The organism is Clostridium sp. TJA032, assembly GCF_058310275.1.
In genome coordinates, this window is record NZ_JBZEFB010000001.1 from 723,593 (window position 1) to 746,232 (window position 22,640).

Annotated in this window: 19 protein-coding genes; 6 read left to right on the forward strand and 13 right to left on the reverse strand. The window is 26.5% G+C overall.

Annotated features, from left to right (window positions below; translation table 11 throughout):
* Nucleotides 1-97: 97 nt before the first annotated feature.
* The gene (locus AC4FRL_RS03275) at nt 98-1,684 is read left to right on the forward strand and encodes a DEAD/DEAH box helicase (RefSeq protein WP_491138703.1); all 1,587 of its coding nucleotides are present in this window, start codon (nt 98-100) and stop codon (nt 1,682-1,684) included.
* Between the two features lie 50 nt (nt 1,685-1,734).
* On the opposite strand, the gene AC4FRL_RS03280 is transcribed toward AC4FRL_RS03275, so the two are convergent.
* Entirely contained in the window at nt 1,735-1,950 is a 216-nt protein-coding gene (locus AC4FRL_RS03280) for a hypothetical protein (protein WP_491138704.1), read from the reverse strand.
* A gap of 180 nt (nt 1,951-2,130) precedes the next feature.
* On the opposite strand from AC4FRL_RS03280, the gene deoD reads away from it, so the two are divergent.
* On the forward strand, nt 2,131-2,838 hold the full coding sequence (gene deoD, locus AC4FRL_RS03285) for a purine-nucleoside phosphorylase (protein WP_491138705.1): 708 nt from the start codon (nt 2,131-2,133) through the stop codon (nt 2,836-2,838).
* Between the two features lie 42 nt (nt 2,839-2,880).
* Here the strand turns inward: deoD and AC4FRL_RS03290 are convergent, their stop codons facing one another.
* From AC4FRL_RS03290 to AC4FRL_RS03310, 5 genes are all read right to left on the reverse strand, one after another.
* Nucleotides 2,881-4,176 (reverse strand): zinc ribbon domain-containing protein, encoded by a 1,296-nt coding sequence (locus AC4FRL_RS03290; protein WP_491138707.1) that lies wholly within the window; start codon nt 4,174-4,176, stop codon nt 2,881-2,883.
* Between the two features lie 10 nt (nt 4,177-4,186).
* Nucleotides 4,187-4,531 (reverse strand): hypothetical protein, encoded by a 345-nt coding sequence (locus AC4FRL_RS03295; protein ID WP_491138708.1) that lies wholly within the window; start codon nt 4,529-4,531, stop codon nt 4,187-4,189.
* Nucleotides 4,532-4,663: 132 nt separating this feature from the next.
* Nucleotides 4,664-5,569, reverse strand: coding sequence for an exonuclease domain-containing protein (locus AC4FRL_RS03300; RefSeq protein ID WP_491138710.1), 906 nt, complete (start codon nt 5,567-5,569; stop codon nt 4,664-4,666).
* 151 nt (nt 5,570-5,720) lie between these two features.
* The gene (locus AC4FRL_RS03305; protein ID WP_491138712.1) at nt 5,721-8,639 is read right to left on the reverse strand and encodes an insulinase family protein; all 2,919 of its coding nucleotides are present in this window, start codon (nt 8,637-8,639) and stop codon (nt 5,721-5,723) included.
* Between the two features lie 212 nt (nt 8,640-8,851).
* On the reverse strand, nt 8,852-9,121 hold the full coding sequence (locus AC4FRL_RS03310) for a hypothetical protein (RefSeq protein WP_491138713.1): 270 nt from the start codon (nt 9,119-9,121) through the stop codon (nt 8,852-8,854).
* Nucleotides 9,122-9,287: 166 nt separating this feature from the next.
* Between AC4FRL_RS03310 and AC4FRL_RS03315 the strand changes: the two genes are divergently transcribed.
* Complete coding sequence (locus AC4FRL_RS03315) at nt 9,288-10,433, forward strand: amidase domain-containing protein (RefSeq protein WP_491138714.1); 1,146 nt, start codon at nt 9,288-9,290, stop codon at nt 10,431-10,433.
* A 75-nt stretch (nt 10,434-10,508) separates the two neighbouring features.
* On the opposite strand, the gene AC4FRL_RS03320 is transcribed toward AC4FRL_RS03315, so the two are convergent.
* Complete coding sequence (locus AC4FRL_RS03320) at nt 10,509-11,234, reverse strand: N-acetylmuramoyl-L-alanine amidase (protein ID WP_491138715.1); 726 nt, start codon at nt 11,232-11,234, stop codon at nt 10,509-10,511.
* A 160-nt stretch (nt 11,235-11,394) separates the two neighbouring features.
* Between AC4FRL_RS03320 and AC4FRL_RS03325 the strand changes: the two genes are divergently transcribed.
* Nucleotides 11,395-11,973 (forward strand): flavin reductase family protein, encoded by a 579-nt coding sequence (locus tag AC4FRL_RS03325; protein ID WP_491138716.1) that lies wholly within the window; start codon nt 11,395-11,397, stop codon nt 11,971-11,973.
* A gap of 49 nt (nt 11,974-12,022) precedes the next feature.
* On the opposite strand, the gene AC4FRL_RS03330 is transcribed toward AC4FRL_RS03325, so the two are convergent.
* Nucleotides 12,023-13,594, reverse strand: a complete 1,572-nt coding sequence (locus AC4FRL_RS03330; RefSeq protein ID WP_491138717.1) for a ClC family H(+)/Cl(-) exchange transporter — start codon at nt 13,592-13,594, stop codon at nt 12,023-12,025.
* 252 nt (nt 13,595-13,846) lie between these two features.
* Here AC4FRL_RS03330 and rsxC point away from each other — a divergent pair, with 252 nt between their 5' ends.
* On the forward strand, nt 13,847-15,151 hold the full coding sequence (rsxC, locus tag AC4FRL_RS03335; protein ID WP_491138719.1) for an electron transport complex subunit RsxC: 1,305 nt from the start codon (nt 13,847-13,849) through the stop codon (nt 15,149-15,151).
* 12 nt (nt 15,152-15,163) lie between these two features.
* On the forward strand, nt 15,164-16,141 hold the full coding sequence (locus tag AC4FRL_RS03340; RefSeq protein ID WP_491138721.1) for an RnfABCDGE type electron transport complex subunit D: 978 nt from the start codon (nt 15,164-15,166) through the stop codon (nt 16,139-16,141).
* A gap of 257 nt (nt 16,142-16,398) precedes the next feature.
* Here AC4FRL_RS03340 and AC4FRL_RS03345 read toward each other — a convergent pair whose 3' ends face one another.
* From AC4FRL_RS03345 to AC4FRL_RS03365, 5 genes are all read right to left on the reverse strand, one after another.
* Complete coding sequence (locus tag AC4FRL_RS03345; RefSeq protein ID WP_491138722.1) at nt 16,399-16,656, reverse strand: DUF1653 domain-containing protein; 258 nt, start codon at nt 16,654-16,656, stop codon at nt 16,399-16,401.
* 116 nt (nt 16,657-16,772) lie between these two features.
* Entirely contained in the window at nt 16,773-17,927 is a 1,155-nt protein-coding gene (gene thiI / locus AC4FRL_RS03350; protein ID WP_491138724.1) for a tRNA uracil 4-sulfurtransferase ThiI, read from the reverse strand.
* On the reverse strand, nt 17,924-19,069 hold the full coding sequence (locus AC4FRL_RS03355) for a cysteine desulfurase family protein (protein WP_491138725.1): 1,146 nt from the start codon (nt 19,067-19,069) through the stop codon (nt 17,924-17,926). Before AC4FRL_RS03355 ends, thiI begins: the two co-directional genes overlap by 4 nt.
* A gap of 142 nt (nt 19,070-19,211) precedes the next feature.
* Nucleotides 19,212-19,649, reverse strand: coding sequence for an ACT domain-containing protein (locus AC4FRL_RS03360; RefSeq protein ID WP_491138727.1), 438 nt, complete (start codon nt 19,647-19,649; stop codon nt 19,212-19,214).
* A 321-nt stretch (nt 19,650-19,970) separates the two neighbouring features.
* Nucleotides 19,971-22,550, reverse strand: a complete 2,580-nt coding sequence (locus tag AC4FRL_RS03365) for an alpha-mannosidase (RefSeq protein WP_491138728.1) — start codon at nt 22,548-22,550, stop codon at nt 19,971-19,973.
* Between the last annotated feature and the right edge of the window lie 90 nt (nt 22,551-22,640).

Consider the following 22,640-nt stretch of genomic DNA (forward strand, 5'->3'; position numbering starts at 1 on the left):
GATACTATGTTATGATAAGCTTTGTTTGATTGTGAGAATTTTAAAAATAAAATAAATTTTAAAAACTAAAAATATACAAAAAGAAAGAGGATAAAGAATGAACAATATAAAATTTGACGACTTAGGTCTTAAGGAAAGCTTACTTAAAGCTATAAAAGATATGGGATTTGAAGAACCATCCCAAATACAAGCTGAAAGTATTCCTGTAGCCCTAGAAGGACACGATATAATCGGTCAAGCTCAAACTGGTACTGGTAAAACAGCTGCTTTTGGATGTGCCATAATAAATAATGCGAATTTTTCTGGAAAGAAAAAATCTCCAAAAGCACTTATTTTAGCACCAACTAGAGAGCTTGCTATACAAGTTAACGAAGAACTTGTAAGACTTGGAAAACATGAAAAGCTTTCTGTTTTACCAATATATGGTGGCCAACCAATAGATAGACAAATAAGAGCATTAAAAAATGGCGTTGATATAGTTGTTGGAACACCAGGTAGAGTGCTAGATTTAATAAGAAGAAAGAGTTTACCTCTTAATGATATAGGCTTCTTAGTTTTAGATGAAGCTGATGAAATGTTAAACATGGGATTTATTGATGATTTAGAAGAAATTGTTAAATCCTTAAAAACTGATAGACAAACACTTTTATTCTCTGCTACTATGCCTCCACAAATTAAGAAATTAGCTAGAAATTACATGAAAGAAGATACAAAGCACATCGCAATAAAGAAAAGTTCTTTAACAGTTTCAAAAATAGAGCAATTTTATTTCGAAATAAAACATAGAGATAGATTTGAAACTCTTTGTAGAGTTTTAGATTTTGATGAGCCAAATGCTGCAATAATTTTCTGCAAAACTAAAAAAGGTGTTGATGAAGTTGTAGAAAAAATGCAAGCTAGAGGATATATGGTTGAAGGTATGCACGGAGATATGAGCCAAAACCATAGACTTCAAACTTTAAGAAAATTTAAAGAAGGTAGCTTAGACTTCTTAGTTGCTACAGATGTTGCAGCTAGAGGAATAGATGTAGAAAGCGTAACTCATGTTATAAACTATGACCTACCACAAGATAACGAAAGTTATGTGCATAGAATCGGAAGAACTGGTAGAGCAAATAGAGAAGGAGTTGCTTACTCTTTAGTTACTCCAAAAGAATATATGATGCTTAAACAAATTCAAAAGCATACTAAAAGTAAAATAATAAGAAAAGCTGTCCCTACAGTTGATGAAATATTCCAAAATAAACATAATAATATAATAAACTCTGTAAAATCTACTATAGAAGAAGCTAATGAAGATTTCCAAAAATTTATTCCAATAGCTACTCAGTTAGATGAAGATTACAGTTTAGTAGATGTAGCTGCTGCTCTTTTAAAAATAGTATTTGATAAAGAATCTTCTTTTGATTATACATCAAATTCTATAGAAGCTCCTGTAATGGATGAAACAAGATTATTTATGTCAGTTGGAAGAAGAGATGGTATAACACCTAAAACTCTTGTAAACTTCTTAAAAGAAACTGCTAGAATAAGTCCTAAACAAGTAGGAGATATAGATATAAAAGAAAACTTCTGCTTTGCAAATGTTGATTCTGATGTTGTAAATAACATAATGAAAAAATCAATGGGTAAAAAACTTAACAAGAGAACTGTTAATATAGAAGTTGCAAAAAAAAGAAAATAATAAAATAAAAATACATACTCCTTTGAGTATGTATTTTTTATTTAAAAATATTATTTTTTACAACAACTACTTCCTCCCTTTTTAGAACAACCTAAACATTTCCTATGATTTTTTTTATTACATCCACCTAAACTTCCACAACAACTTTTTTTAAAGCCTAACTCTCTTAACTCTTCTTCACTTAAATATTTAAGTGGAAATTCATTTTCTCCAAAACTTTCATATTCTAAAGTATCTTTTATTTCACTTTTATCTATATTTAACAAAATTTATCACCTCATTATATTGAAAAGATTTTTAAAATTTAATTGTTATTTACTAATATAACATATTAAATATTCTTTAACTACTTAATATTAATTTTAAATTTATATAATTTTTAGCATTTTTTCATTATTTATGATAAAATTTACTTATAAAACATTTACATTAAGAGGAGGTAACTTATGAGTATTCATATAGGTGCAAAAGAAGGTCAAATAGCTGAAACAATTTTATTACCAGGAGATCCTTTAAGAGCTAAATTTATAGCGGAAACATTTTTAGAAAACCCAGTTTGTTATAATGAAGTTAGAGGAATGTTAGGATATACAGGAACATATAAGGGAAAAAGAATATCAGTTCAAGGTACTGGTATGGGAGTACCTTCAATATCAATTTATGTTAATGAGCTTATAAGAGATTATGGTGTTAAAAACTTAATAAGAGTAGGTACAGCAGGAGGAATGCAAGAAGACATAAAGGTTAGAGATTTAGTTTTAGCTATGTCTTCTCATACTGATTCTGCAATAAATAAAGTTAGATTTAATGGTTTAGATTTTGCTCCTACAGCATCATTTAAGCTTTTAAAAGCTGCTTATGACACAGCTGTTGAAAAAGGATACGACCCAAAGGTTGGTAGTGTATTTACAGCTGATAGTTTTTATAATGATAATCCAGAAGCATGGAAACAATGGGCTAAGTTTGGTACTTTAGCTGTTGAAATGGAAACAGCTGCTTTATATACTTTAGCTGCTAAATATGGAGTTAATGCTTTAACAATACTTACAATAAGCGACCACTTAATTACAGCTGAAGAAACTACATCAGAAGAACGTCAAACTACTTTTACAAAAATGATGGAAGTTGCCCTTGATGCTGCTATAACTTTATAAATATAAAAAAGCTATATAAAATAATTTATATAGCTTTTTTATTTAATTATTTTCCTCTTTAGTATTATCTTTTTCTAAACCTGGTAAAGAAAAGTTTTGCACTTCACAAACTATCCACTTTCCATTTTCAAATTTTAAATCAGTAAAAAAGTTCTTCTCCATAAATTCACTTTTTATATCTATGCCTAAAATCTTCTTTTTTATTTTATAAGATACATTTACAACAATTCTCGCCTCATAAATTCCCTTATTTTGTTCTATAGTACTATTTTCCATCTTTATTTTAAGATCGCTTATGTCATAATCATTTTTTAGAAGAAAATATTTTTGACTTAAAATATTATATACTGTATCTTTTACATTTTCTCTAGCATCTCTTATGTCGCCTTTATTTTCTGAATTTAAAGCTTGAAATACACTTCCATAAAATTCTTTTACAACCTTCTCTACGTCATCTTTTATAACAGTATCTTTTAAATTTAATTCTATATTTAAATCGGGATGATCTTTTATATACACTTTATCACTTTCAATTTCTCCCCATGGAGTATTACATTTTATTGTTAAATAAGTAGAACCATCCTTTGGAAAAGGTCCTACATCCTTAAAATCTCTAACCTTTATTCCAGAATCCTCTCCATTTATGTAAACTTCACCATCTTCAAAGGTACTCTTTATAGTAACAAGCATACCTTTTAAAGGTATATCAACCTTATTATCATCCATCAATATAAACTCTTTTTCCTCTTTCAAATTAGAATTATAAGCCTTTTTTTCAACTTTAACCTTATAAACTCCAGGCATAATATTAGGAATCTCTAATTTTTTACTGTTATTTGTAGTTCCTATAAAATTATTATCTAAATATACATTTGTTTCTGGAAAATTTGATGAAACCAAAAGATTTTTCTTTTCAATATCAACATACCACTTCTCTCCAAAAAAACCTTTTTTAGATTCTAACTTTGTAGAATAAAGCTCATCTCCATTTTCTAAAGCGTAAACTAACTTATTAATTCTACTTTTATCTGCTTTAAAAAAGTTAATATAAGGTATTAATTCTTCTTTAGTTATTCCTGAATTTTTATTTCCATCCTCTATTAAATTTCTTAAAGCTCGTTCATTCCCTTTGCTTAAAGAATTAGAAAGTTGCTCAATTACATCTCTCTTTTTACTACTTACATTTCCATATAAGAAAACTATCATTAAAATTACTGCTAAAATACAAAGTAAAATTATTTTTGGATCTCTTTCCTTTATAATTTTATCCTTAAATTTCTTGTAATAGCTAGAAACCTTATGCCCTACCCCTTTAATACTCTCCTTAAACTTCTCCATAATTATAAATTTACTCCTCTAATAAATTTATAATCCATTTATTGCAGGCTGTACATTTATAAACTTGTATTCCAAAAGGATATAAAATTTCATCTTTAAATTTATCATAATTACTTCTTAATTCCTTTAAAGAATAAAATTCATCGTCTTCTGTTAAGGCCCCTACTAATTCTCCTATATAATTTTCATTACTTTTATAACAACAATCATTTTTATCTGTACAATTTATTTTTTCTAAGGTTAATTCCTCTTGAAAATCTTGTAATATAGGTATTATATCCTGAAATTCCTTTATATCATCTTGAAAATCCTCTAAAAAAAAGTCTACCCCACTTATAGTAAATAACTTATTCATTAAATCACCTCTAAAATTTATACTTAAATATTTACTAGCTAATACTAGTATTGCATAAATTAATTAATTTTACTAACTTATTTTAGCATAATAAAGCTTATTGTAAATAAACTATTTAAAATATAAGTAAAATTATTTTATTATAGATAAAAATTCCTCTTCACTTATTATTTTAATATCAAAATTTTCTTTTATTAAACTTTCTGCCTTTTTTAATTTTAAACTTTTTTCCTTTTCTTTTAACTTTGCTAAATCCTTAATACCTGTAATTAGATAATTAGTTTTTCTACTTACTGAATTTTTAACAAATCCACCACATCTTATTACATTTCCTATAGCTTCTCCTCTAGACATAGAACTTAAAGGCCCTGTAAAAACCACATTTTTACACTTTAATATATTTCTATTGTCCTTATTTTCTTTAAGCTTTAAAAAACTAGAGTATTTACACTCCCCTAATCTTCCCGAAGATTTATATCCTCCATTATATACTTCTCCAATTCTTATAGATAACTTTTTTGAAAGTTCTTCAATTGAAGATATATCTAAATCTTTGCATATATTCATCAAAATATTAGCACAAGCTCTTGCATCTTCTCCTGCATGATGGTGAGAAAATTCAAAACCTAAAGCTTCACTTACAGTTCCTAATTTATGATTTGGTAAGTTTTTATAATAATTTTTTGCCATAACAACAGTACAAGCATATTTAAAATTAGGATACTCTATACCATAAAAATCTAAAGTTTTCCTAAGAACACTAATATCAAAGGATGCATTATGGGCAATTACAAAAGCTCCATCTATATAATCTCTAATTTCTTTCCAAATTTCTTTAAAATTTCTTTCCTCTTTAACATCCTCTGGTCTTATGCCATGTATCCATATATTCATAGGTAAAAACCTCATTTCACAAGGCTTTATTAAAAAATATTTTTCCTCTATTATTTTATCATTTTTAACAATTGCTAATCCTATAGAACAGGCACTATTTCTTTTTTCATTAGCAGTTTCAAAGTCTATTGCCACAAAATCCATTTATATATTTCTCCCTTTCTATGTACAGTAACCTATATTATATCATATTTTATTTTAGTCTTTTATTACAAAAGAAAAAAGACCTTATATCTAGAAGTTTTTTCTAAATATAAGGTCTAAAAATTTATAAAGATAATTTAAATACTAAAAATTATTTTATTACATTTTTTATTTCACTAAATAACTCTTTATTTTCTTTTATTTTATCTTCATTTCCTAAAACACAGATATAATTTTCCTTCATTAATTCTTTAATCATAGGTGCAAAACTTTTTATCTTTTCACAATCTGCATTTATTATTTCTTCTCTTTCTTTTTGTAAATCTTCATAAGTAAAATTACTTAAATAATAAGAAACTGCTAAATCACCTTTTATTCCATTACTTATTGGTTGGTCATACTTTCTTATAGTTCCTATTATATATTTAGTTAATTCTCTCTCATCTACCTTAAAGTTATTTAAATAATTAGGTATATTATCATAAGCTTCTAAAGTACTTTCTATATTAGGGTCTCTATAAGAAACTATATAAGCCCCTCCATCTCTTCTAAAGTTAGAGAAAACGCCATAAGCTCCTCCCTTAACTCTTACAGCATTCCATAAATAATCAAAACCTAAAATACTTTCTAATAAAGATAAAACCCCTGAATATTTATATCCTTTATCTTTGTAATTTCCACCTTTAGCTACATAATCTACATCCCCTTGAAGAATAAGCCCTTCATTTTTATTTCCTAAACTAAAGTTATACTCTTTTTCTTCAAATTCTTTATCACTAATATTTTTTATTAATAAGCTTACATCTTTTTTAAATTTATCATATTCTTTTTCTCTTCCTGAATAACTTATAAGCATATTCTTTTTATTAAATATTAACTCTCTTACCTTTTTTAAATTATTACATATAGTTTCCTTATCTTCTTTATCTAAATTAACTAAAAAGTCATAATAATTAAGACCACTTATCTTTTCATCATAGGCTCCTCTAGAAGTGCAATAAGATAAAACTTTTTTCATAGCTATTCTATGACCACTATCAAAAATAGCTCCTTCTAGTCTAGCTTTCTTTTCATTTATTATTTGCATAATTCTATCAATATCATCTAAATTAGTTTTGTTTATAATTTCATCAACTAATTCTATTGCTTTTTCTCCCTTACTACTTAAAGCTTTATAAGAAACCTCTAAATAAGGATTAAACTCATCATTTTTCTTTAAGTTTGCAAAGGTTATAGCACCAAAACTTATTCCTCCTGTATTAATATTAATAGAATTTGATAATTTAGAATAATCATAATTCTCTGTACCACATTTACCTAAAATATCACATAACAAGCTAACATATGGTATTAATTCCATAGAAACTGTTCTAGTCTTAAAGAAAAAATTAACATAGTCTATTTTATTACATTGAAAATCATGATGTAAGGTTAAGATTTTTTCTATTTCCTTCTTTTCAGCAGGTATCTTTATAGCTTCTTTATCTATATCCTTTAAAGATAACATAGGAATACTTTCTAAATCTTCCTTTTTATCAGGGGTACTTTGTCTTTCTTTTAACTTTTTACAATTTTCTATTATTTCATCTAAAGCTTCTTCACTAAGAGATTCTTTTATATTCTGTAGCTTTTCTTTTAGTTTTAAAGCCTTTTCTTCATTTATTCCTTTTTTAGGATGAAGCGCTACTAAAGAAGCATGATTATTTTTTAGTATATATTTATCAATTAAATTCTCAAAGTAATTACTAGTTAAAGCTGATTTTATTTTTTCTAGATTTTTTTCATATTCTAAATGAACATAAGGCTCCCCTTCATAAAGCCAACTATCCATAATTTTCAAATAGTATATAAGCCCCTTAGGGTAAGAGCCAAAATCTCCTTCTCTTAATTCAAACTCTACTCTATTTATAGAAGCTTCTACAAGCTCCTTATCAATACCATTTTTAACTAAGTCTTCTAAGGTATTCATAACTATCTTTTTAAATTCTTCTTCTTTATTTAATTTAGAATTTTTAACTAATATCGCAAAAGTTGATTGTTTAGTTGAACTGTCAAATTCTCCAGATACTGCCTTTCCTATACCAGAATCTATTAAAGCTTTCTTTAAAGGTGCAGCTGTGCTTCTAGTTAAAATATAGGCTAAGATATCAAAGGCTAAAGTAAGCTCTCCCTCTGTAGAATCTCCAATTACAAAATTTAAACTATAATAACTTTTATCATTTAAATCTTCATTTTCAGCTATACCATAATTAAAAACTTCTTCTTTCATAGAAGCAAAAGCTTTTTGTTCCTTAATTCTTGAGTCTATATTTTTATATTCAAAGTTTTTTAAATATTCTTCATTTATAAACTCTAATTCTTTTTCTGTATCTCCATTTCCATATAAGAAAATATAAGAATTTGACGGATGATAATATCTTTTATGAAAATCTAAAAATTCTTCATAAGTTAAATCTGGTATTTTATCAGGGTCTCCTCCTGAAGATAAAGCATAACAAGTATCTGGATATATTGTTTTAGCTATATCTCTATAAAGTATAGAGTCTGGTGAAGAGTAGGCCCCTTTCATTTCATTATAAACAACACCATTATATTTTAATTCATCCTCTCTATTCTCTATGTAATAGTGCCATCCTTCTTGCATAAATATTTCTTTATGCTTATATATGTTAGGATATAGCACAGCATCTAAATAAACATCCATAAGATTCATAAAATCTTTATCATTTCTTGATGCTACAGGATATATTGTTTTATCTGGATAGGTCATTGCATTTAAAAAAGTATTTAAAGAACCCTTTAAAAGTTCTACAAAAGGCTCTTTTGTATTAAATTTTCTAGAACCACATAAAACTGAATGCTCTAAAATATGAGGAACACCAGTACTGTTTTCTGGTGGTGTTCTAAAGCCTATTGCAAAACATTTATTATCATCTTCACTTAATATTTTTATTAACTTAGCCTTAGTTTTTTCATGTTGAAAGGTTAAAGCTAAACCGCCTATTTCATCTATTTTTTTTATGTCTAAAAGTTTAAAACCGCTATAAATATTATTCTCTTTAAAATCCATCTTTCACACTCCCCTTAAAAGGTATTTTTAATATGCTTATTTTAATAATTGTACCATAATTAACCTTTATTAAAAAGTTTTTAACTAATTCTCCCTATTTAAAAACATAAAACTATATACTTTTAAATAAAAAAAGAAATGATACCTTAATATATCATTTCTTTTTTAACTTAATATTATTCTTATTTTAAAATTAAAAGTTTATTTATAAATTACAAAATTCCAATATATCTTGCAATTACATATAAAGTTATAGCCCCCCCACCTAAAAAGCTTATTTTTGCATTTCTTATATTTTTAGCTACAGACTTTTCAAAAAGACCTCTAAGTATAAGTAATATTCCTAAAACTAACCCAATGCCTTGATTTGTTAAAAACCATGCTGGATTTAAATATGTATAGAAGTATCCGATTACAAGAGGGAAAATAAAACATGCAAAAATACTTCTTATAAATGAGACCTTTCCTTTTACTAATTTCATCTTATGTAATTCTCCTTTACGCTTTTATTACTTTTTAATTTTACCAATAATTCATAAATAATAAAAGTATATATGTTTTATTATTTAACATTTATATTTACTTATTATTTTTTATCTTTATCTATCATATAGATTATTAAATTATATATTAAATTAGGAGGAATTGATGAAAAGAAAAAAATTAATATTATTAGGAATATTATTAAGCATAATAGTAATACTCTCAATTAAATCAATTATAAATCATAAGGAAAATAAAATTCCTAAAGAAGCCCTTTATTTTTTAGAAGAACCTTCAAAGGATAAGGAAGATATCTTAAAGGATAAATTTAGTTTAGTTTTAAAAGATATTTTTAATTTTAGAAATAAAACAATACTAAATAATAATTTAGAAGCTTTAAAAACACTTTATGACCTAAATAAAAAAACTAGCCTTTTTGCCTATGAAAAAGAAATTAAAAAAATTAAGTATTTAAATAGCTGGTCTGAAAAACAAGGTATTAATTTTAATGATATAAACTCAACTAGTGAAATTATTAAAATTAAAAAAACTGAAAATGGTCTTTATGAAATAATATGTTCCCTTTCTAGTGAATTTACATATTACTATTTAAATGAACCTCTTAATTATAATAAATTTACTTTAGGAACCTATCATTATCTTACCTTAAAAAACGAAGATAACAAATATATTATAACTAAAGAATGGTATACAGACCCTTTTTCAGACTCTCTTGATTTAAAAAATATAAATTCAGAAGAAATTAAATCTTATATATTAAAAAGCACACCTACTCCTTATACCCCTGATGAAAGGACTAAAAAGGCAATAGATTATGCTCATTCTTATTGTGGAGTTCCTTTAAATAATGAAAAAACTTTTAAATATAATAAAGCTTATAAAAATTTCAATGATGAAGGAGGAGATTGCGCAAATTTTGCTTCTCAAATACTTTTTGAAGGTGGAGGCTTTAGAAAAAATTCTACATGGAACTATAATGGAAAAGAAGGTTCTAAAGCTTGGGTAAATGCACAAGCTTTTAAAAATTATATGATTAATAGTGGAAGGGCTTCCTATATAGCTAAAGGAAAATATCCAGAAATATATAAAGAAGCTTACAACTTAAGACCTGGTGATTTTGTAGCCTATGAAAAAAATGGCCGAATAACGCATATATCAACTGTTACAGGTTTAGATAGCAAAGGGTATCCTTTAGTAACCTGTCATAATACTGATAGACTTCTTGTTCCCTTTGATTTAGGTTGGAGTAACTCTAATATTTCTTTCCATCTAATTGATGTTTATTATTAAATTTAAATATAAAACCTACTAAAAGCTTATGAAAATTATAAATTTATTTTCTTCTAAGCTTTAGTAGGTTCTAAACTATAAAGTTTCTTTATATCTTTTTAAAGATTTAACTATTAAATTAGTTAACTTTTCTTGATACAATTTATTTCCTAGCAAAACATCCTCTTCTAAATTACTCATAAATCCCATTCTTAAAATTATTACAGGAACTTTTGAAAACTCAAATCCTCTAATATTATTTCTTTCAAAAATACCATTTACCCTTATATCTCCTTCTCTTAAGGTTTCATTTAATATTTCACTATAATTTCTACTATTTTTGTATAAATCATCAAAATTATTGTTTTTACAACTCTTTAAAGAAGGAATTAAAATTGAAGCTCCTCTTTTTTTAAAATCATCACTTCTATCGCAATAAAGTTTTATTAAAATATCAGCTCCTGATTTATTTCCTATATTAGCTCTATCTTTATCACTTAAATAAACCTTATTTCTCTCTCTAGTCATAAAAACTTTATATCCTTCTTTATTTAAAAGCTCTCTCAAAATTAAAGCTACCTCTAAATTTATTTCATATTCTTTATTTTTAGTAAAAACTCCTCTTGTTTCTAAGGGAACTTTAAAATTTCTATTTTCATAATAAGATGATATAAAATTAATATCCTTATCATAATCCTCTTGATAAGCTGCATCAATACATATAGTAAATTTTTCTTTATCCTTTGCAGAAACTATCTCCCTTGCTAAAATCAAATTTAAAATCATTATAAAAATAATTAATAATACAAATTTTTTTCTCATAAAAATATCCTCTCTAAAATAATATAAATAATAAATATTATTTCACTAAAAAGAAAAAATATTATAATCTTTAGTTTTATATATAAATTTTTCATGTTATAATTTTAAAGTCTTAAATTAAAAAAAACTAAAGATTTTAATATAAATAAAGGAGATAACTATGAAAAAACTTAATTTTAAAGGAAGTGTAATGTTAAATCCTACTCCCGTAGTTCTTGTTACATCTAAAAATAAAGAAGATAAAATAAATGCTTTTACTGTAGGATGGGTTAGTACTGTTTGTACTAAACCGCCAATAATAGCAATGGGAATAAGACCAGAAAGATTATCCCATGAATACATAAAAGAAAGTAAGGAATGTGTTATAAATTTACCTTGTAGAGATATGGTTAAGTTTGTTGATTTTTGTGGAGTTAAATCAGGAAGAAAAGTAGACAAAATTAAACATTTTGGATATGCTCTTAGTAAAGGAGTTTCCATAAGTACTCCTTCTATTGAAAAAGCTCCTGTTGCCTTAGAGTGCAAATTAAAATCTATAACTCCTTTAGGAACTCATGACATGTTCTTATTTGAAGTTGTAAATGTAAAAGTAGATGAAACTCTTATAGATGAGAAGGGTAAAATTCACTTTACTAAAGCAAATCTTATATCCTATAGTCATGGAGAATATTTTGGTCTTAATTCAAAGCCCTTAGGCTCCTTTGGATACTCAATAAAAAAGAAAAAAGTAAAGAAATAATAAATAAAATACACTAAGATATTTTTCTTAGTGTATTTTTTAATTTCTATTAAATTTCTTCCTTTGCAGAAGTTAAAGATTGAATTTTATTTAAAACTGAACTTGCATTACTTTCATCTACCATAACAACTAAGTAATCTCCATTTTGTATTTCAATTGAACCTCTTGGAATAAATTCATTATTTCCTCTTTTTATAGCAACTAATAAAGCTTCCTCTGGCCAATTAACATTTTTAACTTTCTTTCCTTCTGCTTCACTTCCTAATTCAACACCAAATTCTAATAAAGTTTTATTATTTGAAGGTTCATCAACTTTAACTCCAGCTTTTTCTATCCATCTCTCTAATAAAGATTCATATATTGGCTCACTCTTTAATATGTCAGATGTTACATAAGAAACTATTACCACAATAGATAAAGCTAACATATGGTCAAAGGAACCTGTCATTTCAGTAATTAAGATTATTCCTGTTATAGGCGCCTTTACTATAGAAGCAAAATTTCCTGCCATAGCTAAAATTACAAAATCTATTATATATTCCTTTGGTAATCCTAAGCTTGTAAAACTTAATAACCCAACTATATTACCAATTATTGCTCCTAATAATAATAAAGGAAAAAATATTCCTCCAGGAGTACCAGCACCAAAACTTACAATTGTTAAAAAAAACTTAACTAAAAGTAAAGCTAAAAGTATTTTTACTGGAAAACTTTTAGTTACCAAGTCCATTATAAGTTCATGTCCTCCTCCTAAGATTATAGGGATAAAAATTCCTAATAATCCTGTTATTAAAAAAGGTACCATAACCTTAATTTCTACAGGAACCTTTTTAAATTTTCCATAAAAACTTTGAACTTTTAAAATCCCCTTTGAGAAAATTGTACCGCCAATTCCTAAAACAACTCCTAATACTATTAAAAGCCAATAATATTTTAATGGTAGCACAGGAACATTTTCAATTCCTAAACTTGGATTCATACCTAAAAATTGTTTTGATACAAAATCTGCAACTAGAGATGCAGCCATAGCAGAAACTAAAACTAAAGGAGAAAAACTTTTATGTACTTCTTCTAAAGCAAATATAACACCAGATAAAGGTGCATTAAAAGCTGCAGCAAGTCCTGCAGAAGCCCCTGATGTTATTAAATACTTTTTCTCTATATTTACTCTCTTTAAACACTTGCTAAATCCTTCACCTATTGCAGCCCCCATCTGTACTGAAGGGCCCTCTCTTCCTAAGGATAAACCTGCACCTAGTGAAATTACTCCTCCTAAAAATTTATATATTAATATTCTTGCCCAATTCATCTTTAGCTTACCTATTAATTCACCTTCAACCTGTGGAATACCACTACCTGAAATCATAGGCTCTCTTCTAACCATAAATCCTACTAAAGCACCTAAAATTGCTAAAATAGCTAAGACTATTAGCATATTTCCTACACTTAAAGTAGCAAAGGCATAAAGCTTTTTAAAAAGTGGAAATAAATAACTTACAATGACTCTATTTAAGACTAGTACTAGTGAACATACAAGCCCTATAATAGCACCTTCTAAAACTAGCTTAAACCTTAAGTCTTTTCTATGGGACAGTACCGTTTTAGTACTCTCATTAATCAAAGCCTTCCCCTCCTTATTTTTCATTTTATTAACACAACTATTATACCCTTATGTTTTTACACTTTCAAATTTAATTAAACTCAAATTTTTAATTATTTTTTCATATAAAAATAATTAAAGTATTTTTTTACTTATTTCCTATAAAATTATTAAATTTAATATAAAAGCTAATTAACTAAAAATATGTAATTTATTAAAAAGTTTATTCATAGTATTAAAACAAGGAATATTATAATGAAAGGATGTATGTGCATGAGTCTTTTTACCTTTAAAAAAGGACTACATTTACCTTATAATAAAGAACTTACAAAAAATAAAGATATAGAAAGTTTTTCTCCTAAAGAAGAACTTATATTTCCACTTTCTCAACATATAGGAAGTCCTTGTTCACCCTTAGTTGAAATTGGAGAAAGAGTTTTATTAAATCAAAAGATAGCAGATTCTAAAGAATATATATCCTCACCTATTCATTCTAGTGTATCTGGCTTTGTAAAGGATATAAAAGAAATTACTTATAAAGATAATATTAAAGTTAATTCAATAATTATAGAAAATGATTTCAAATATGAATCTATTCCTAAAGATAATTTAAAATTTTCTAAAGATATGCCCTTAGAAAGCTTAATTTCCTTAGTAAGAGAAAATGGAATAGTTGGTCTTGGTGGTGCTACCTTTCCTTCTCATGTAAAACTTAATATAAAAAAAGACAAGGAAGTTAAGTACTTAATAATAAATGCAGCTGAATGCGAACCTTATTTAACCTGTGATTATAAGGTTATGACAAATTACACAAAGGAAATAATAACCTCTTTAGAAATTTTATCTAATTATTTTCCTAAAGCTCTAATTTACATAGGTATTGAAGATAATAAATTAGATGCTATAGAAATTTTCAAATCAAACTTAAAGGAAAATTCAAAAATAAAAGTCTTTAAATTAAAAACTAAATATCCTCAAGGTTCTGAAAAACATTTAATATATGCTCTTACAAAAATAAAAATTCCTCCAAAAAAACTTCCTTTAGATTTAGGCTGTATTGTATTTAATATATCTACTATATATCAAATGTATAAAAGTTTTATAGAAGGAATACCTTTAACAGAAAGAATCATAACTGTAACAGGTGATGCAATAAAAACACCTAAAAATTTAAAAGTTAAAATAGGAACTCCAATTAAAGATATAATAGAGTTTTGTGATGGATTTAAAAAAGAACCAAGAAAAATAATTTTAGGTGGTCCTATGATGGGTACTTCTATAAACTCACTAAATACTCCTATTACTAAAGGAACTTCAGGAATTTTATGTTTAAATAATACAGAAGATTTTAAAAGTACTTCCTGCATAAGATGTGGAAAATGTATATGTTCATGTCCTATGAATTTAATTCCTCAAAGATTAAATGAAGTTATAGAAAAAAATGATTTAGAAGAATTTAAATCTCTTGGGGGAATGAATTGTTTAGAATGTGGATGTTGTTCTTTTTCTTGTCCTGCTAAAATTTCCTTAGTAAAAAATATAAAAAAAGCTAAGAAATCTTTAAAAAATCAAAATTAGTGAGGTGAAAGCATGGTTTTTGTAAAAGAGGATTCAAAGGAATCTTTAAATATAAAGAAAGTAGAAGAAAATCTCTTAATGGATTCTGCTCCTTATATAAAGGATAAACCTTCTACTCAAAGTATAATGAGAGATGTTTTAATAGCCTTAATTCCAACCTCCTTAGTTGGGGTTTTGATTTTTGGTATAAGAGCTATTTTTGTAATATTAACCTGTATAGTATCATCAGTATTATCTGAATATATCTTTCAAAGAGTAACAAAAAGAGAGATAACTATAAAAGATTTAAGTGCTATAGTTACTGGTCTATTACTTGCATTAAATTTACCTGCAAATACTCCCCTTTGGGTTGCTTCTATTGGCTCTATTGTAGCAATAGTTTTAGTTAAGCAAATTTTTGGTGGGATAGGTTGTAACTTTATGAATCCTGTATTAGCTAGTAGAGCCTTTTTATTAGCTGCCTGGCCTGAAAGCCTTGGTAATTTTACAATAGATGGTATAGCCTCTGCAACTCCACTTACTCTTTTAAAAAATGGTCAAGGAAACATGCCTCCTATAAGTGATGTGTTTTTAGGTAGCATTGCAGGGTGTATTGGTGAAGTTTCTGCTTTAGCTATACTTATAGGTGCAATTTATTTATTTTATAGAAAGGTTATAACTTGGCATATACCTGTAGTCTATATAGGTACTGTTTTGATTTTAACTACAGTTATAGGTAGAAATGGACTATTCACTGGAAATGGATTTTATGAAATATTTACAGGTGGATTATTTTTAGGAGCGTTTTTTATGGCTACTGATTATACAACTTCTCCTATGACAAAAAAAGGTCAAGTAATTTTCGCCTTTGGTTGCGGACTTGTTACAACTATAATAAGAATTTTTGGTGGTTACCCTGAAGGTGTTTCCTATGCAATTATATTTATGAATTTACTTGTTCCTGTTATAGACAACTTTATAAAGCCTAAAACCTTCTGTGAAGAAAAATAAATTTTTAAAAGTATATAATTAATATTTTAGGCAATAATATTTTTGTAGGGTTATTTAATCTATGCAGCTGTTCCTATATTTCTCTACTTAGAGACTTTATTTAAAACTAAATTCTAAAATGTACGCGTTATTATTTTAGTGTTTTAAATTTCTCTAAAACTAATCTTTAGTTATAGTAAATAACTGTAACAACTCTTATTTATTAAAGATAGCTAAGAAAATTTTAAAAATTTTCTTAGCTATTACGTTATAAAATATTATCTTTTATTTAAGCTTTCAATAGTAACCTCTTCAAATCTATATTTTTGTCCTGTAGGATTTTCCTTTCCCTCTTTAACCTTTTCTAAAAACATATTATAAGGTCTTACAAACTGGCCACAATCACCATACAAAGCTCTATATAAAACCAGCTTTTCTCCACTTTCTGAATGAGTAACAATTCCTTCTACTAAATAAAGGTCTCCCTTAAAATGTCTAAAAATTTTTCCTAAAGATTTTTCAATATTTCTTTCCATAAATATCCCTCCTAAAAATAAAGAAGATTGTATATAAAAACTTTAAAAGCTCTTTTAATACACAATCTACTTATTATTTTATACTTAAGAATTTTTAAAAACAATTATAACCTTATTTAAAATATAAAGGTCTCCATTTCTTCTATTGCTTTATCTACTAAAGCTTCTATATTTAACTTTTTCTCTCCCCTTACTAAATCTTTAATTCTTGGCTTAGTTTTTGGATGCTTAGGAACAAATATTGTGCAACAATCCTCATAAGGAAGTATAGATGTATCATAAGTTCCTATTTCTCTTGCAATATCCATTATATCTTCTTTATCCATAGCTATTAATGGCCTAAAAACTGGGCTATCAGAAACATCATTACTTGCCATAAGCCCTTCCATAGTTTGAGATGCAACTTGTCCTATACTTTCTCCTGTAGTTATAGATTGTATATTCTTTCTCTTTGAAAGTTCACAGGCAACTCTCATCATAAACCTCCTCATTATTATAGTAAGTTCATCTTCTCTACATTTTTCTATTATATCCATTTGTATCTCCGTAAATGGAACTACATAAAGAGTTATTTTCTCTGTATAACTACCTACTATTCTTGCTAACTCCTTAACCTTATCCTTAGCTCTCTCAGAAGTATAAGGATGAGAATGGTAATAAATACAATGAGTTTCAACACCTCTCCTTGCCATTAAATATGCAGCAACAGGAGAATCAATTCCTCCAGATAACATAACCATAGTACTTCCATTCATTCCATAAGGTATACCACCTACTGCTTTTATTTTATCTTTATCATTAAAGATATATGCTTTTTCTCTTATTTCTATATAAACCCTACATCCTGGATTATGTATATCAACTTCTATTTCTCCATTAAGCTCTGAAAGTATATATCCTCCAACTTCTCTTGAAACTTCCATAGAATTCATATCAAATTTTTTATTTGCTCTCTTTGTTTCAACCTTAAAACTTTTAGTTTTACTTTCTCTTATTTTTCTTAAAGCTTCTCTTTTAATATCATAAAGATTTCTTTCTACTTGAGTAACTAAACAAAGTTCCTTAATCCCAAAGACCTTTTTAACTCTATTTATAACTTCATCTAAATCATCTGCTTTTATAAACCATCTATTTTGATCTGTTATAATTTCATGGTTTATTCCCTCTAACTTTTTCTTTATATTTTCTTTTAATCTTCTTTCAAATTTATTTTTATTAAGCCCCTTTAAAAATATTTCCGAAGCATATTTTACTAAAATTAAATTATTCATAATCTTATTCTCCTTAAAAATTTTAAAGCTTTTTTTAACACCTCTATGGTATAATCAACCTCTTCTAAAGTGTTATACCTAGAAAAGCTAAATCTTATAGCTCCTTGAATACATCTCTCTTCTAAACCTATAGCCCTTAGTACATAACTCCCCTTTTGTATAGAATTTTTTGATGAACAAGCAGAACCTGTTGAAACAAATATGTTATTTTCCTCTAACATATGAAGTAAAACCTCTGATTTAACTCCTAAAAAGGAAACATTTAATATATAAGGAGTATAGTTATTACTTAAAGGAGTATTTATTATTACATCTTCTATTTCTGAAAGCCTTTTTATAAAATATTTTTTTAAACTACTTACCTGTTTATAGGATTCTTCCATTAATTCATATGAAATATCCATAGCTTTTACCATACCTATATAAGATGGTGTATTTTCTGTACCTGCTCTTAATCCACTTTGCTGTTCTCCACCGGTTATTAAAGGCTTTAAATTTATTCCCTTTCTAATATACATAAACCCAATTCCCTTTGGTCCGTGAAATTTATGGGCAGAAACTGTATAAAAATCTATATTAAATTCTTTAACATCAATTAAAAACTTTCCAAAGCCTTGAACGCCATCTACATGAAATTTTGCTCTTTTACTTTTTTCTTTTATTAAATTCCCAATTTCCTTAATTTTTTGTATACTCCCAATTTCATTGTTAATTTGAATTATAGATATTAAAACTGTATCTTTATTTATTGAGTTTTTTAATTCTTCTAAATCTATAAAACCCTCTTTATTAACCTTTAAATAAGTTACCCTTACTCCTTGTCTTTCTAGTTCTTTATAAGTATTTAAAACACTAGAATGCTCAAAAGATGTAGTTATAACATGAGTGTTTTTTTTACCTAGCCCTTTAATTATCATATTATTTCCTTCACTAGCTCCTGAAGTAAATACTATTTCTTCTCTAGATGAATTTATCTTTTTTGAAATGCTTTCCTTAAGCTCCTCTATCTTTCTTTGAACCTTTATTCCTAAAGTATATAAAGAAGAGGGATTTTCCCAAAATTCATCCATAGCATAATAAACTTCTTCTCTTACTTCTTTTAAAGGTTTTGTAGTTGCACTATTATCAAAATAAACCTCCATTTAAACCTCCCTAAACTTTATTCAATTACTATTATTTCATATTTAATATTAAACCATAATAATTATTTATTATCAAAAACATTTTTTTCCATTAATAAAAATTAAAAAATCTCAACTTAGACTTAACTAAGTTGAGATTTTTTTATTCCATAGCAACAAATTCTACTTTTTCAACGCCACGCACTAATTGAATTTCATTTAACATCTCTTTTATATCACAATTCATAGTTGATATATCTATTGTAAAACTAACATGAGCTAACCCATGTATAGGCAAGCCTTGATCTATTGTTAATATATTTCCTCCAACCTCTGATAATATATTTAAAACAGAAGATAAAACACCTTTTTCATGAGTAACTACCATATTAAATATAACTTTTCTTCCCTGTAATGTTTCTGAAAACTCAAAAATATAATCTTTATATTTATAATAAACACTTCTACTAATTCCTGCCTGCTTAGTGGCTTCTGTTATTTCTTTTACCTTTCCTTCTTTTAAAAGTCTTTTAGCATTTATTACCTTTTCAAAAACTTCTGGTAAAACTCTTTTATCTATAACTAATAAATTTCCTTCCATTTTGGAAATATTCACCTCTTTACATCTATAAAATATTAAATACTAGCAAAACAGTAAATTCTTATTACCACTTACTAAAATATCATCTATAATTAATATTTTCAATAAATATTATACTTTATAAATGAAAATTAAAAAACACTTTAACAATAAAATTAAAGTATTAATAAATTATTATTTTGGATTAAAGTATTTATTTTTATTATTAAGTTTTTAACATTATAAATAAATTATATCACCACAAATTCTAAAAGACAAGTGTATCTCTATAAAATACACAATATAATAGAGGATATATAAATATATCCTCTATACAGATTATTATAATACTATTTCAAAAGTTTTTATTTGTTTTCCTAAAATAACACCTTTAATAGAATTTTCTTCTACATTTAATTTTTCTATAATTTCCTCATTTAAATTAACTTCATTTATTTCTTTAACTTCTCTATTAACTTTTATTTCAAAGTTCTCATCCTTATTAGAAATATTAAACACTCTTATTATTATAGAATCTCTATCTTCTGCTTTCTTAAAGGCTGATAAAACTACATTGTCTCCTTTAATTGTAACTAAAGAATCCTCATTCTTAAAATCTCCTTGAAGAGCTAGCATATTAACATTGAAGTTATAAGCTTCTTCATAAGAATTTTCAAAGGTATAATCTCCTTTATGAGGAATTATTGAATATTCAGCAATATTTTCTCCTAAGCATTGAGCCTCTGGTGTTTTAAATACACCCCAATCTCCTAATTCTCCAACAGCTCTTAAAATAGTTAAGGCTATAGTATTTTTACTATCTCTTAAAACCTCATATTCAGGAAGTCCTTTATTGGCAATCATAAGTCCAACTTTTCCATCATTAACATCAACAAAATTTGTTTGCTTTTGACAGTTAGAAGGATTTTGCCATCCTTCCCATGGAGTAGTTTCTCTTTCTATAACATCAAAGTGTCCCTCTGCAAAATGAGTATCTGCTTCTATTTCACTTGGGAATAAAGCTCTTATTCTATGGTCTTTTGCCTTATTTTCTATTACAACTTTTACATCTACTCTCTTTGAAATTTCATTTAAAGTTATGGTAGAAGTTAAGTTTATCTCAGTTTTATCTTCTAATCTTCTACTTTCTTTTTTACTAGCTTCAAAAGGAACTTTTAAAGTATTTTTAACCTCTATTACCTTTTCTACTTCATTATCTATTAAAACATTTATAGTAGCTTTATTATCTAAAGTATTTATTATTTCATCTTTTAATGGAGCTCTAAATATATATTCATCTCCTATATCTCCACAATCTTCAAAGTAATTTAAATTTTTATATTCTTTCTTTGTTTCTTTGTGAAGTAAATTAAAAGTACCATTTTCATTAAATTTTAGTAAAAAGAATTTATTTTCAAAAGTTAAATCCTTATTAATTTCTTTATTTTCTTTCTTTTCACAAGGTACTATTTCAAAGGATTTTAATCCTAAAGCTTTTATATTACTTGCTAAAAATCTAACCTTAAATCTATTTACATATTCAGGTTGTCTAAATCTATTATTTGGTAAGGTATATTTAAAAGTTTCTCCTAAGGCTTCAACTGAAGAAGGTACTTCCTCTCCGTTTTCTTCAACAACTTTAAAACTTTCTATAGAAGAATCTTTATTTATATCAACTATAGCTTCTACTACCTCACTTCTATCCCATCCTAAAGTATTAAAAACAACTATATTTTTTCTATCCGTAGTAGTTCCATTTACTAGATTTAACATATATTCAGTACTTCTATCTATCATTTCCTCTGATATTTGCATACTAGCTTTAAATCTTGTTACCATATCTTGATGAACTTCATCAATACTACATCCACAAATAGAATCATGAGGGTGATTTTGAATTAAATATTTCCATCCTTGAAGTATAAAATCACTTTCATATTTTTTACCTTCTAAAGATGCCATAACTCCTAAAGGCTCAACATATCTTTCTAAAAGATTTTGAGCTCTATTATTCATTTGCTTTAAATAAAGTCTTGAAGAAGCTGTGTTACATAAAGTCCACCATCCATCTGTATACTGTCCATTTAACTCTCCTGTAACAGTTTTTAAATCCTTAACTTCCTTTTTAACATCTTTTATATAATCAACTAAATTACTATGAACTAACTCAAAATCAACATCATTTTTTACATTATCTATTATATCTCCAACATTTGTTTGAACAGGTTGATGGTCACAACCATTCATTAGTAATATTTGATTTGTTGTAGCATACATTTCTGCTTTATTTACTCTATCTTCTAAAAATTCAATAGCCTCTTTCTTTTCAGAAGGAATTTCATTTCCATTGCTATACCAGTTAGCCATAAGTATTCCTAATACTTCTGAACCCTCTGGAGATTTCCATAAAACCTCTGAATGATATTCATTTTCCCCTACTTCTTCTACCTTTTGATTATCAAAAGCTATTGGAGTTATTCCTCTACCAAATACGGCATTATCAATGCCAAAACCTCTTAATATCTGAGGTGCTTGAGATATATTACCAAAGGAATCAGGGAAATATCCTATTTTTACAGGATTTCCAAATCTTTTTGCAAATCTCATTCCTAAAAGCATATTTCTAACATTTGCCTCTGCACTTATTAAATATTCATCTTGAAGAACATACCAAGGACCTATATGAAGTTTTCCTTCTTCTACAAGCTTCTTTATTCTATCAAACATATAAGGTTTTATTTCTAGATAATCATCTAAAGCTATAGTCTGTCCATCTAAGTGAAAATATTTAAAATGCTCATTATTTTCTAAAGTATCTATTAATGAATCCATAAAATCTACTAATTTAACTCTATGTTTTTGAAATGGTATATACCACTCTCTATCCCAGTGACTATGTGAAACTACATGTACTTTTTTCATACCTAACCTCTCCTTATCTAAAGTTCATTAACTTATACATAGATTATATACGTTTACAAAGGATTCATTCAATTTTCAATCTTATATGTT